General features: G+C 69.3%; 13 protein-coding genes. 11 read left to right on the forward strand and 2 right to left on the reverse strand.

Features of this window, described 5'->3' with window-relative positions; all coding sequences use genetic code 11:
• Nucleotides 1-62: 62 nt before the first annotated feature.
• The 7 genes from ACNPM4_RS07585 (at nt 63) to ACNPM4_RS07615 (ending at nt 7,953) form a co-directional block, all read left to right on the forward strand.
• Entirely contained in the window at nt 63-1,154 is a 1,092-nt protein-coding gene (locus tag ACNPM4_RS07585) for a carbohydrate ABC transporter permease (protein WP_448985279.1), read from the forward strand.
• Entirely contained in the window at nt 1,151-2,038 is an 888-nt protein-coding gene (locus ACNPM4_RS07590) for a carbohydrate ABC transporter permease (RefSeq protein WP_091032633.1), read from the forward strand. Before ACNPM4_RS07585 ends, ACNPM4_RS07590 begins: the two co-directional genes overlap by 4 nt.
• A gap of 5 nt (nt 2,039-2,043) precedes the next feature.
• Entirely contained in the window at nt 2,044-3,474 is a 1,431-nt protein-coding gene (locus ACNPM4_RS07595) for a GH1 family beta-glucosidase (RefSeq protein ID WP_448985280.1), read from the forward strand.
• Nucleotides 3,475-3,589: 115 nt separating this feature from the next.
• Complete coding sequence (locus tag ACNPM4_RS07600; RefSeq protein ID WP_448985289.1) at nt 3,590-4,585, forward strand: LacI family DNA-binding transcriptional regulator; 996 nt, start codon at nt 3,590-3,592, stop codon at nt 4,583-4,585.
• A 291-nt stretch (nt 4,586-4,876) separates the two neighbouring features.
• Entirely contained in the window at nt 4,877-5,548 is a 672-nt protein-coding gene (locus tag ACNPM4_RS07605) for a TetR/AcrR family transcriptional regulator (protein ID WP_448985281.1), read from the forward strand.
• 4 nt (nt 5,549-5,552) lie between these two features.
• Nucleotides 5,553-6,320 (forward strand): LamB/YcsF family protein, encoded by a 768-nt coding sequence (locus ACNPM4_RS07610; protein ID WP_448985282.1) that lies wholly within the window; start codon nt 5,553-5,555, stop codon nt 6,318-6,320.
• Between the two features lie 22 nt (nt 6,321-6,342).
• The gene (locus tag ACNPM4_RS07615; RefSeq protein ID WP_448985283.1) at nt 6,343-7,953 is read left to right on the forward strand and encodes a 5-oxoprolinase subunit B/C family protein; all 1,611 of its coding nucleotides are present in this window, start codon (nt 6,343-6,345) and stop codon (nt 7,951-7,953) included.
• Between the two features lie 117 nt (nt 7,954-8,070).
• Here ACNPM4_RS07615 and ACNPM4_RS07620 read toward each other — a convergent pair whose 3' ends face one another.
• The gene (locus ACNPM4_RS07620) at nt 8,071-9,399 is read right to left on the reverse strand and encodes a uracil-xanthine permease family protein (protein WP_448985284.1); all 1,329 of its coding nucleotides are present in this window, start codon (nt 9,397-9,399) and stop codon (nt 8,071-8,073) included.
• A 111-nt stretch (nt 9,400-9,510) separates the two neighbouring features.
• On the opposite strand from ACNPM4_RS07620, the gene ACNPM4_RS07625 reads away from it, so the two are divergent.
• Nucleotides 9,511-9,774, forward strand: coding sequence for a type II toxin-antitoxin system VapB family antitoxin (locus ACNPM4_RS07625; protein WP_448985285.1), 264 nt, complete (start codon nt 9,511-9,513; stop codon nt 9,772-9,774).
• Nucleotides 9,771-10,160 carry a type II toxin-antitoxin system VapC family toxin gene (locus tag ACNPM4_RS07630; RefSeq protein ID WP_448985286.1) on the forward strand — a complete coding sequence of 130 codons (390 nt, stop codon included), beginning with the start codon at nt 9,771-9,773 and terminating at the stop codon, nt 10,158-10,160. The genes ACNPM4_RS07625 and ACNPM4_RS07630 overlap by 4 nt, the downstream gene beginning before the upstream one ends.
• A gap of 59 nt (nt 10,161-10,219) precedes the next feature.
• Here the strand turns inward: ACNPM4_RS07630 and ACNPM4_RS07635 are convergent, their stop codons facing one another.
• On the reverse strand, nt 10,220-11,098 hold the full coding sequence (locus tag ACNPM4_RS07635; protein ID WP_448985287.1) for a phosphoribosylaminoimidazolesuccinocarboxamide synthase: 879 nt from the start codon (nt 11,096-11,098) through the stop codon (nt 10,220-10,222).
• 146 nt (nt 11,099-11,244) lie between these two features.
• Between ACNPM4_RS07635 and ACNPM4_RS07640 the strand changes: the two genes are divergently transcribed.
• A complete protein-coding gene (locus tag ACNPM4_RS07640) occupies nt 11,245-11,853 on the forward strand; it encodes a PadR family transcriptional regulator (RefSeq protein WP_448985288.1) in 609 nt (202 codons plus the stop codon).
• Between the two features lie 137 nt (nt 11,854-11,990).
• Nucleotides 11,991-12,286, forward strand: a 296-nt coding sequence (locus tag ACNPM4_RS07645) for an MFS transporter (protein ID WP_448985290.1), incomplete at its 3' end; no start/stop codon positions are given.

Raw genomic sequence — 12,286 nt, forward strand, 5'->3', positions numbered from 1 at the left:
ATCCGGTCGTTGAGCGAGCGCAGCGAGACGAAACGTCTCCCTGCACCTCAAAAGGACACCCCATGACTCTCACCGCCCCGCCTGCGGAGCAGCAGCGCACGGCATCCGGTTCGGCGCCGACCAATCCGCCGAAGCGCCCCTGGCGCCACCGCGTCTCGCGGTTCGACCAGAACGCCTCCCCGTACTTCTACATCTCGCCGTTCTTCCTGCTGTTCGGCCTGGTCGGCCTGTTCCCGCTGCTCTACACCGTGTGGGTGGCCGTGCACGAGTGGGACCTGCTCAAGGGCGAGGGCGACTTCGTCGGCGTGGGCAACTTCGTCGAGATCCTCGGCGACGCCATGTTCTGGAACTCGATCGGCAACACCCTGAGCATCTTCCTGCTCTCCGCGATCCCGCAGCTGTCCGTCGCGCTCGTGATCGCCTACCTCCTCGACCGCGGACTCCGCGCCCCGACCTTCTGGCGGATGAGCGTGCTGATCCCGTTCGTCGTCACCCCGGTCGCGGTCGCCATCATCTTCTCGAGCATCTTCAACGAGGCCGACGGCCTGGCCAACAACCTCCTCAACCTCATCGGCATCGCCGACCAGGAGTGGAAGCACAACACCGCCCTGTCGCACATCGCGATCGCCGTGATGGTGAACTTCCGCTGGACCGGGTACAACGCCCTGATCCTCCTCGCCGCCATGCAGGCGGTGCCGCGCGACCTGTACGAGTCTGCCGCCCTCGACGGCGCAGGCGCCGCCCGCCGCTTCTTCTCGATCACGATCCCCACGATCCGTCCGACGCTGATCTTCGTGATCATCACCGCGACGATCGGCGGGCTGCAGATCTTCGCCGAGCCCCGCCTGTTCGACGTCTCGACGGCCGGCGGTATCGGCGGCAGTGACCGGCAGTTCCAGACCACGGTGCTCTTCCTCTGGGAGCTGGCGTTCTTCCGCCGCGACCTCGGCGAGGCCTCCGCCGTCGCCATCCTGCTGTTCCTGCTGATCGTCGGCATCGGAGTGATCAACTTCCTCATCTCCCGGCGCATCTCCACCGGCGACGGCCCGAAGAACCGCGCCGAGCGCCGGCGCACACGCACAGCTGCCGCGGCCGCCGCCACGGCTGCCGCGCCCACGACGATCGCCACCACCACCGAGGAGAACGCGCGATGACCGCCACCCAGGCGCTGAGCGTCCCCGAGAAGATCCGCCGGCGTCGTGCCGTCGGAGGAAACGCCGGCATCGGCAGCCGCCCCGGATTCCTGACCTACGGGCTCCTCGCCGCGTTCATCATCGGCAGCGTCTACCCGCTGTGGTGGTCGGTCGTGGTCGCCAGTGGCACGAACGCCACACGCGGCGAGACCCTGCCGCTGATCCCCGGCGGGAACTTCCTGGCGAACGCCGCCAAGGTCTTCGATGCGATCCCGTTCTGGCTCGCGCTGGGCAACTCGTTCCTGATCTCGGGCATCATCACGATCTCGGTCGTCACGTTCTCCACCCTCGCCGGCTACGCCTTCGCGAAGCTGAAGTTCAAGGGCCGCGACGGGATGATGATCTTCGTGATCGCGACGATGGCGATCCCGACGCAGCTGGGCATCATCCCGCTGTTCATGCTCATGCGGGAGCTCGGGTGGACCGGCTCGATCGGCGCGGTCATCGTCCCGACCCTCGTCACCGCGTTCGGCGTCTTCTTCATGCGGCAGTACCTCGTGGACGTCATCCCGGACGAGCTGATCGAAGCCGCCCGCATGGACGGCGCGAACCAGTTCCGCACGTTCCTGACGGTCGGACTCCCCGCGGCCCGACCGGCGATGGCGATCCTCGGACTCTTCACCTTCATGACGGCGTGGACCGACTACCTGTGGCCGCTGATCGTGCTCTCCCCGCAGAACCCGACCCTGCAGACGGCGCTCAGCCAGCTGCAGTCGGGCTACTACATCGACTATTCGATCGTGCTCGCCGGTGCGGTGCTCGCGACCCTCCCGCTGCTCGTGCTCTTCGTGGTCGCGGGTCGGCAGCTGGTCAGTGGCATCATGGCGGGCGCGGTGAAAGGATGACCCGTATGACCCGCTCCTTCCCCGAGAACTTCCTCTTCGGCGCTGCGACCGCGGCTTACCAGATCGAAGGGGCGGCGTTCGAGGATGGACGCACGGCGTCGATCTGGGACGCGTTCGCCCGCGTGCCCGGCGCCGTGATCGGCGGCGACAACGGCGACGTGGCCTGCGACCACTATCACCGCTACCGCGACGACGTCGCCCTCATGACCGAGCTCGGGCTGCAGACCTACCGCTTCTCGACGTCGTGGTCACGGGTGCGGCCGGACGGCGGTGCCGTGAACCCGGCGGGCGTCGACTTCTACGAGCGCCTGGTCGATGAGCTGCTCACCGCCGACATCCTGCCCTGGCTGACGCTGTACCACTGGGACATGCCGCAGGCGCTGCAGGATGCCGGTGGCTGGACGAACCGCGACACGGTCGACCGGTTCCTCGAGTACGCCGGCACCATGCACGACGCGCTCGGCGATCGGGTGAACGTGTGGACGACACTCAACGAGCCCTGGTGCTCGTCCTTCCTCTCTTACACCGGAGGGGAGCACGCTCCGGGGCACACCAGCGTCGCCGAGGGGCTGCTCGCCTCGCACCACCTGCTGCTCGCGCACGGCAAGACCGTGCAGGAGCTGCGCGGACGCGACGCCTCGCTCAACCTCGGCATCACCCTGAACCACACGGTCGCCGATCCCGCCGATCCGCAGAACCCCGCGGACGTCGATGCCGCCCGCCGCGTGGACGGGCAGTTCAACCGCTGGTTCCTCGACCCGATCTACCGCGGCAGCTATCCGGCCGACATCGTCGAGGACATCCGCGCGGTGGATGCCGACGCCGTCGCGCAGTTCGAGGCCGCGGTCCACGACGGCGACCTCGACACCATCTCCCAGCCCATCGACACACAGGGCGTGAACTACTACCACGGCGACTTCCTGTCGGGCACGGCTCCCGCCGAGGCGCCGGTCTCCGGAGGGCCCGCCACCGAGCGCGCCGGCCGCAGCCCCTACCCGTCGAGCGACGGCATCCATTCGGTCGAGCGCGGGCTGCCGCGCACGGCGCAGAACTGGGAGGTGCAGCCCGAGGGCCTCACCCGGGTGCTGCAGCGGGTCTGGAGTGAATACGCCGAGCCCGCCGGCACCGTGCTCTACATGACCGAGAACGGCGCCGCCTACGACGACGTCGTGGTGGTCGAAGACGGCGAGACGCGCGTGCACGATGCCGACCGCACGGAGTTCCTGCGCCTGCACCTCGGTGCGGTGCTCGACGCCGCGGAGTCGGGTGTCGACGTGCGGGGCTACTTCTACTGGTCGATGTTCGACAACTACGAATGGGCCTGGGGTTACGACAAGCGCTTCGGCATCGTGCGCGTCGACTACGACACCCAGGAGCGGAGCCTCAAGGACTCCGGCCGGGAGTACGCGCGCATCATCGCGGCCCGCTCGCTCTAGCCGCAGGGCGTTCGAATCGGGTGAATGGTCCCATCCGGGGCCCGGATGGGACCGTGTGCGCGATTCGAAGCGCGAACGTCGGTGAGAATAGGGCGATGGAAGAGTGCGTACGTTGATGTCGCCACGAGCGACCATCGAAGAGGTGGCCGCGGCAGCCGGTGTCTCCCGGTCGACCGTGTCGCGGGTCGTGAACGGGTCGACGGCGGTGAGCCCGGAGGCGCTCGCCGCGGTGCGCGCCGCGATCGACGAGCTGAACTACGTGCCCAACCGCGCGGCGCGCTCCCTCGCCTCGCGGCAGACGCACGCGATCGCCCTGATCGTGCCGGAAGACACGAACCGCTTCTTCGGCGACCCGTTCTTCGCCGCGATCGTCGCCGGCATCACGGGGGCCCTCGGCGGATCCGACTACCTGCTCAACCTGCTCATCGCGAGTGACGACCCGGGCGACAAGATGACCGGCTTCGTGCGCAACGGCGGCGTCGACGGCGCACTGATCGTCTCGCATCACACCAGCGATGCGTTCATCGACCGGGTCGCGGACGCCGTGCCTGTCGTCTACGGCGGTCGGCCCGTGCGCCGGCTCGAGGGCGACTACGTCGTCGACGTCGACAACGTCGCGGGTGCCCGCACCGCGACCCGTCGACTGATCGACATCGGACGCACGCGGATCGCGACGATCTCGGGCCCGCTGACCATGGTCTCCTCCGGCGACCGCATCCAGGGTTTCCGGGCCGCCCTCGCCGAGGCCGGGTTGACGCCGTTCGCCGAGGAGCAGGGCGACTACAGCGAGGCCAGCGGAGCCGATGCCGCACGGCGCATCCTTGCACAAGGTCGACCGGACGCCATCTTCGTCGCCAGCGATCTGATGGCGCGTGGCGCGCTGACGGTGCTGCGCGCCGCCGGTGTGCGCGTCCCCGAGGACATCGCCCTGGTCGGGTTCGACGACTCGTCCGTCGCGATCACGACCGATCCGCAGCTCACGACGATGCGTCAGCCGATGTACGCGCAGGGCGAGACCATGGCCCGCGTGCTGCTGTCCCGTCTCGCCGGGCAGGATCCGCCGCAGACGACGATCCTGCCGACCGAGCTCGTGGTCCGCGCCTCGGCCTGAGGTCGGTCTTCGGTCATCCGGTGAGACACGGGCGCGCCCCTGACGCCCCCTCCTGGCCAGGGACGCACCCGTGCGTTTGTGTTGCACGACGTCGTGATCGGCGGCGAATCGCCCCCCGAAGGATGGATGCCGCGGCGTGGCGCCTCGGATCTCCGAAGTCGTGCTCGGCTGAGCGAGCCAGCCGAAGATCGAATCCATTCATAGGTTGAACGGACATTCAGTGATTAATCTATACGGCAGGGGGAGCATTCGGGAAAATCAGGCCGGCTGAACTCAGGAGGTGGATGCCGCGTGGCACGCTCCGACGAGCAGAACCGGCTGGCCCGAGAACGCGCCAGGGAGGCCATCCTGGAGGCCGCCATCGAGGTCTTCAGTGAACGAGGCGTCGCGGGCGCGAGCATCGCCGCGATCACGACGCGGGCGGGGGTCGCCCAGGGCCTCGTGAACTACCACTTCGGCGGCAAGGAGCAGCTCGTCGCCGCCGTCATCGACCGATGGTTCGAGACGGTGCTCGGCTTCGCCCGCGTGGAGGGCACCCCGGACGAGATGCTCGCCGCCGTGATCGACGGCGCCCTCACGGCCACCGCCTACGCGATCCCTCTGCAGCGGGCGGTGCTGGCGATGCAGCAGCAGCCGGCCACGCACCGACTGTTCGCCGAATCGGAGGCTCGGCACGAAGTGCGCGCCACCGCGGCGGAGGATGCCGTGCGGCAGCTGTTCCGCGCGCGCGGCGCCGAGGATCCGGCCCTCGAAGAGGTCATGCTCCGCAGCACCCTCGAGGGCGTCTTCGTGAAGTTCGCCGTCTTCGGCGACACCTATCCGCTCGAAGACGCCCGGCGCTGGGTGCACCTCCGCTACGGGCTGCCCGAGCCGACGACGCCCATCGCTCCGCCGGTTCCGCTTCGCGACGGCGAACCACGCCCGCGTGCGACGGCGGCTCTGCGGGCGGAGCCGCAGGGGTGATCGCATGACGTCGATCGACCTGAACTCGGACCTCGGCGAGAACGTCGCCGACCGGATCGTCAGCGATGACGCGAGCATGCTCCGCCTCGTCACGAGCGCGAACGTGTCGTGCGGGTTCCATGCCGGCAGCCCGGAGGGTATCCGACATACGCTCGCCGCCGCCGTGGAGGGCGGCGTCGTGATCGGGGCGCATCCCGGCTATCGCGACTACGAGAACTTCGGTCGCACCCGCCTCGACCTCGACTCGGCCACGCTCCAGGCGCACGTCGAGTACCAGCTCGGAGCTCTCATGGGGCTCGCCGCCGCGGTGGGCGGGACGGTCTCCTACGTCAAACCGCATGGCGCGCTCTACAACGCCATCGCCCGCGACGAGAGGCAGTCGAAGGACGTGGTGGCGGCGATCCGCGCGATCGCCCCGAGCCTGGTGCTGCTGGGACTCTCTGGGGGTGTCGTGCTCGACGTCGCCGAGCGGGCCGGGCTCGCCGTCGCCGCCGAGGCCTTCGCCGATCGGGCCTATCAGCCCGACGGGCAGCTCGTGTCGCGCACCGAGGCGGGGGCCGTGCTGCACGACCCGGCCGCGGTGGCGGAGCGGATGGTTCGCCTCGCCGCCGACGGTGTGATCCGGGCGATCGACGGCACGGACGTGCCCGTGGTGGCGCAGTCGATCTGCGTGCACGGCGACAGCCCCGGCTCGGTGGCGATGGCTGCCGAGACCAGGCGGATGCTGCAGGATGCGGGCATCACGATCGCCCCGTTCGCGGGCTCCCGATGAGGCGACCGGCGCGGGTCGGCTGATGCGCATCCTCACGGCATCCGATCGCGCTCTGCTCGTCGAGGCGGCCGACCTCGACGAGGCGATGCGCCTGAACCTCGCGTGGGAGGGGCTGCCCGGCGTCGTCGAGCGCGTCCCCGGAGCTCGCACGGTGCTCGTGCGGTTCGACCCGCTGCGCGTTTCGGCCACCGAGCTCGCGCACACGCTGGCGGCGACCGAGGTCGACGCCACGCGCCCGCCCCGCACCGGGGAGGTCACGATCCCCGTGCAGTACGACGGCGAAGACCTCGACGAAGCGGCATCCGCGCTCGGCGTCTCGGCGGAGGAGCTCGTGAACCGGCACCTCGCCGCGGACTGGCGAGTCGCGTTCTCGGGGTTCGCCCCCGGATTCGGGTACGTCGTGAGCAGTGATCCGCTCTTCGACGTGCCGCGCCGCTCGTCTCCGCGCACCCGTGTGCCCGCCGGATCGGTCGCGCTCGCCGGACCGTTCACCGGTGTCTATCCACGAGAGAGCCCCGGTGGCTGGCAGCTGATCGGCCGCACGGATGCCGTGATGTGGGACATCGACCGCGATCCGCCGGCTCTGCTGTCTCCGGGAACCCTGGTGCGGTTCGAACGGGTGCGGGACGCGGCTCGACTGGGCGCGGCTCACGTGGGCCGAGACGGAGACGGTCCGGCCCGCGCCCGGCGCGTCGCGGAACAACACGCCCCAGCGGATGCGGATGGTCCGGGTTTCGGCACGGCATCCGCGGTCGAGGTCGTCCGGCCTTCGCTGCAGTTGCTGGTGCAGGATGCCGGGCGCCCCGGGTTCGCGGCGCTCGGAGTCTCGGCATCCGGAGCCGCCGACCGGCGCGCGATGCGGGATGCGAACCGCGCCGTGGGGAACGCCGCCGCAGCCGCGGTGCTCGAGAGCGTCGGGGGAGCGGTGCTCCGGTTCCACGGGGCGGGTGTCGCGGTCGTCACGGGTGCGATCGGCGCGCTCGCCCTGACCGGAGCCGAGGGCATCGCCCGCCCGATCCTCCACGGTGAGCCCTTCGCCACGTTCGACTGCGACGAGCTCACCCTCGGGTATCCGGACCGCGGTCTGCGCTACGTCATCGGGGTCCGCGGCGGAGTCGATGCGGCGCCGGCGCTGGGCAGCCGTGCGACCGACACCCTCGCAGGACTCGGCCCGGAGCCGCTCTCGGCCGGAGTCGTGCTCCCGATCGGTGATGCCGCGTCGCACCCCGTCGAGCCTGGTGCCGTGCCGCGTGACCTCCCGGCCTCCGGTGACCTCGTCGAGCTCGAGATCACGCTCGGGCCTCGTGGCGACTGGTTCACGGCGGAGGCACTCCAGGTGCTCACGACCCAGGGGTGGACGGTCACGCCGCGCTCCGACCGCGTCGGCATCCGTCTTCGGGGCGAGGTGGCGCTGGAGCGTTCCGTCGGCGGCGAGCTGCCCAGCGAGGGAGCGGTCAACGGCGCGATCCAGGTGCCGCCCGACGGGCAGCCGGTGCTCTTCCTCCCCGACCACCCGCTCACCGGCGGGTACCCGATCATCGGCGCCCTCACCGACCGCAGTCTCGACCTCGCGGGTCAACTGCCGCCGGGTGTGCGCCTTCGATTCGCCGTGCAGGTACGCTCGGCCGGCTGAGTGCCGCCGCCGATCGGTTCACAACTCCGCAGAAACTGCATCGATCCGGAGTGGTACCGCCGTACGGAGGTGTTCGGGCCGGGTTTCTCCTGAGTTGCGAACGCGATGTGCGTCCCGCTAGGCGGGGTCGCCGCCGAGCGGACCGACCGCCTCGAGCGGCTTCGGGTCGTCGGCGCCGGTCTTGCGCAGACGGGCGATCAGGTTGCCCAGGTGGTAGATGAGGATCGCCGCGACCGTGGCGATGACGATGCCGCCGAGTTCGAAGCCGGATCCCTCGTCCTTGATCATGAACCCGCCGACGGCCATGATCAGGGCGACGGCTGCCGTGTACTGGTTCACCGGGCGCGAGAAGTCGACGCGGTTGTCGACCCAGATCTTGATGCCGATGACGCCGATGAGGCCGTACAGCGCCGTGGTCACGCCGCCGAGCACGCCGGCCGGCACCGAGTTGATGACCTCGCCGAACTTGGGCGAGAGGCTGAGCAGGATCGCGGCGATACCGGCGACCCAGTAGGCGGCGGTGGAGTACACGCGGGTGGAGGCCATCACGCCGATGTTCTCGCCGTAGGTCGTGGTGCCCGAACCGCCGAAGAAGCCGGCGAGGGTGGTCGAGACGCCGTCGGCGATCAGCGCCTTGCCGGTCTGCTGGTTCACGCTCGCGTCGCCCGTCATGGTCGCGACGCCGCGCACGTGTCCGACGTTCTCGGCGATCAGCACGAGCACGACCGGGAGGAACATGGCGAGGGCGGTGAGGGTGCCGGGCTCGGTGAAGTTCGGGAAGGTGAAGGTGGGGAGGCCGACCCAGTCGGCCTTCTCCACGGCCGAGAAGTCGAGCTCGCCGCGGAACGCCGCGAAGATGTAGCCCGCGATGACGCCGAGGAAGATCGAGATGCGGCCGAGGAATCCGCGGAACACGACGGCGAAGAGGATCGTGATGGCGAGCGTGAACGTCGCGGTCACGGGAGCATCGGCATAGTTGTCGTGCGCGGCGCCGGCGAGGTTGAACCCGATGAGGGCGACGATCGTCCCCGCGAGCACCGGCGGCAGGAAGCGGTCGACCCACTTGACGCCGACCGTGTGCACCACCACGCCGATGATGGCGAGCAGCACGCCGACGGCGACGATGCCGGCCAGGGCGGTGCCCATGTTCGCGGAGGCGGTGGCCGCCGTGACCGGCGCGATGAACGCGAACGACGAGCCCAGGTAGCTGGGCAGCTTGTTGCGCGTCACCAGAAGGAACAGGATCGTGCCGACGCCGCTGAACAGCAGGGTCGTGGCGACCGGGAAGCCGGTGATGATCGGCACGAGGAATGTCGCGCCGAACATCGCGACGACGTGCTGGAGTCCGATCGCGATCGTCGCAGGCCAGTTCAGGCGCTCGTCGGGACGGACGACGGCGCCGGGCTCGACCGTGCGGCCGTTTCCGTGCAGCTTCCACAGGGCCATGCGGGCTCCTCAAGGTTCGGGGGATGGCTGGAGTGCCGGAGCAACACTATCGATTCCTGAGTTTTCCCTGAGCGCTTCTACCATGGTAGACGCAGAGGTAGAATGGTAGACATGAGCCTCAATATCAAGAACGAGACCACGCATGAGCTCGTGCGTCGGCTCGCGGCGTTGACCGGTCAGAGTCAGACGAGTGCCGTCGAGGATGCGGTGCGGCGCCGTCTCGCCGAGTTGGAGCAGGGTCGAGAAGCGGAGATCGAACGTAAACGCGCGGCAATTGCCGCTGTGATCGCTCGAGCTCGACTCGTGCCCCGGACTGGCCGCAGTACCGAGGACATCATGGATGAGCTGTACGACGAGGCCGGAATGCCTCGATGATCGTCGATTCGTCGGCGCTCGTCGCGATCCTCCTCGATGAGCCGGAGGCGCCTCGCTTCGCCGCCTATCTCGCGACGGAGGAAGTGTCGCTGTCTGCGGCGTCCCTCACCGAGACGCTACTGGTTCTGAGGGGCAGGGCGGAGGAGCGGATCGTTCACGAGCTCGACGAGATGCTGCGCGTCACTGAGGTCTCTATCGTGCCACTCGATGAACGTCAGGCACGCCTGGCCGGGGACGCATACGCCCGCTACGGCCGAGGGTCAGGTAGTCGCGCTCGCCTCAACTACGGCGACTGCTTCTCCTATGCGCTCGCGATCACCCGCGACGAGCCGCTGCTCTTCAAGGGAGACGACTTCGTCCACACTGACGTGCGGCTCGTCGAGTAGGCCGGTCCGGTCCGGTCCGGTCCGGTCCGGTCCGCGACCGACCCGCGGGAGATCGGGGGTCAGGCGCCGAGGCGGCCGATCAGCTCGCGGTAGCGGTCGGCGGTGCGCTCGACGACATCGGCGGGAAGCGCCGGCGGCTCGCCCTGCTTGTCCCAGTTCGCGGCCATCCAGTCGCGCACGATCTGCTTGTCGAAGCTCGCCATGCGCGCGCTCGGGGTGGTGCCGGTGCGCCAGGCCTCGGCGTCCCAGTAGCGCGAGGAGTCGCTCGTGAGCACCTCGTCGGCCAGGCGCAGGATGCCGTCGGCATCCGTCCCGAACTCGAACTTGGTGTCGGCGAGGATCAGACCCTTCGCCTCGGCGATCTCGGCGGCACGGGCGTAGATCGCGAGGGAGGTGTCGCGCAGCTCGGCCGCGCGCTCCGTCCCGACCAGTTCGACGGTGCGCTCGAACGTGATGTTCTCGTCGTGCTCGCCCATCGGCGCCTTGTAGGCCGGGGTGAACAGGGGCTCCGGCAGCCGGTCGCCGTTCTGCAGGCCGGCGGGCAGCGGGATGCCGCACACGGTGCCGCTCTCCTGGTACTCGGCCCAGCCGGAACCGGTGATGTAGCCGCGCACGACGCACTCGATCGGCAGCATCTCGAGCGACTGCGCGAGCATGGCGCGGTCGGCGACTTCCTCGGGCAGCTCGCCCTCGGCGATGTGGTTGGGGAAGTCGGAGAGCTGAGCGAACCACCAGCGGCTCAGTCGCGTCAGCAGAGCGCCCTTGTCGGTGATGCCGGGGGAGAGTACGAAGTCGAAGGCGCTCACGCGGTCGGAGGCCACGACGAGGATGCGCGTGTCCGCCGGATCCTCGGAGGCGTACAGGTCGCGGACCTTGCCCGAGTAGATGTGCCGCCAGCCGGGGATGCTCTGTGCCGTGCCTTCTGAAGGAGTACTCACCCGCCCATTATCCCGGTTCCGTCCGACCGCGACCGCAGCTCGCGGCCGCTCTCGGCTGATCCGCCCCGGTCACCGGTCTTGTCGCTGTCGGCGGTCCGGCGTATAGTCCACATGGACTATTTGAGCGCGACACCCGGGGAGGGGCCATGCAACGACTGACCCCGATGGGGGCGATGATCCTCTCCCTGCTGCGCGAGGGCGACATGCACCCCTACGAGATGGTGCGTCTCATGCGGGTGCGCCGCGACGATCGGCTGCTGACCCTCACGAACGGCACGCTCTATCACACGGTCGGCCGGCTCCAGCGGGCGGGACTCATCGACGAGGTCGGCAGCGACCGCGAGGGGAACCGCCCCGAGCGCACGACGTACTCCCTGACGGACGCCGGTCGAGACATCCTCATCGCCTGGCTGCGGCGCGAGCTGTCGACGATCGATCGTCCCGCCGAGTTCCGGATCGCGCTCGCCGAGGCCCACAACCTCGAACGCGGAGATGTGCTCCAGAGCCTGCGCTCGCGTCGCGCCGCCCTCGACGAAGAGCACATCGCGTATCGCGATGGACTGATCGACGCGAGACGCGATGGCGTGCCCGAGCAGGTGCTCGTGGAATACGAACGGCAGGAGGCGCTGCTCGAGGCCGAGTTGCGCTGGCTCGATGCCCTGATCGCCCGCCTCGAAGCCGAAGACCTGCCGTGGGGACCCGCGGCATTCCCGAACTCAGAACGCTACCGCGCTCAGCGAAAGGCTGCACAATGACAGACACTCCCCGCGACGGAGACCGCCCGCCGGTGTCCGTGCCCTCCACCTCCGGTCCCTCGACCGGAACCTACTCCGTGGGGCACAAGCCCACCAGCCCCTGGCCCGCCCTCTGGGCACTGGTCATCGGCTTCTTCATGATCCTCGTCGACACCACGATCGTGTCTGTCGCGAACCCGGCGATCAAGGCGGCGCTCGATCCGAACACGAACAACCTCGACAACGTCGTGTGGGTCACGAGCGCGTACCTGCTCGCCTACGCCGTGCCGCTGCTGATCACCGGACGTCTCGGCGATCGCTTCGGGCCGAAGAACATCTACCTGATCGGCCTCGCGATCTTCACGCTCGCCTCGCTGTGGTGCGGACTGTCGAACTCGCTCGAGGGCCTGATCGTCGCGCGTGCCGTGCAGGGGCTGGGCGCGGCGTTCATGAC

This window comes from Microbacterium umsixpiens, from assembly GCF_053543675.1.

Coding starts and splice junctions, on each gene's coding strand:
- ACNPM4_RS07615 (WP_448985283.1), top strand. CDS start 6,343: ATGCGCATCCTCACGGCATCCGATCGCGCTCTGCTCGTCGAGGCGGCC.
- ACNPM4_RS07600 (WP_448985289.1), top strand. CDS start 3,590: ATGTCGCCACGAGCGACCATCGAAGAGGTGGCCGCGGCAGCCGGTGTC.
- ACNPM4_RS07590 (WP_091032633.1), top strand. CDS start 1,151: ATGACCGCCACCCAGGCGCTGAGCGTCCCCGAGAAGATCCGCCGGCGT.
- ACNPM4_RS07610 (WP_448985282.1), top strand. CDS start 5,553: ATGACGTCGATCGACCTGAACTCGGACCTCGGCGAGAACGTCGCCGAC.
- ACNPM4_RS07640 (WP_448985288.1), top strand. CDS start 11,245: ATGCAACGACTGACCCCGATGGGGGCGATGATCCTCTCCCTGCTGCGC.
- ACNPM4_RS07595 (WP_448985280.1), top strand. CDS start 2,044: ATGACCCGCTCCTTCCCCGAGAACTTCCTCTTCGGCGCTGCGACCGCG.
- ACNPM4_RS07620 (WP_448985284.1), bottom strand. CDS start 9,399: ATGGCCCTGTGGAAGCTGCACGGAAACGGCCGCACGGTCGAGCCCGGC.
- ACNPM4_RS07625 (WP_448985285.1), top strand. CDS start 9,511: ATGAGCCTCAATATCAAGAACGAGACCACGCATGAGCTCGTGCGTCGG.
- ACNPM4_RS07630 (WP_448985286.1), top strand. CDS start 9,771: ATGATCGTCGATTCGTCGGCGCTCGTCGCGATCCTCCTCGATGAGCCG.
- ACNPM4_RS07585 (WP_448985279.1), top strand. CDS start 63: ATGACTCTCACCGCCCCGCCTGCGGAGCAGCAGCGCACGGCATCCGGT.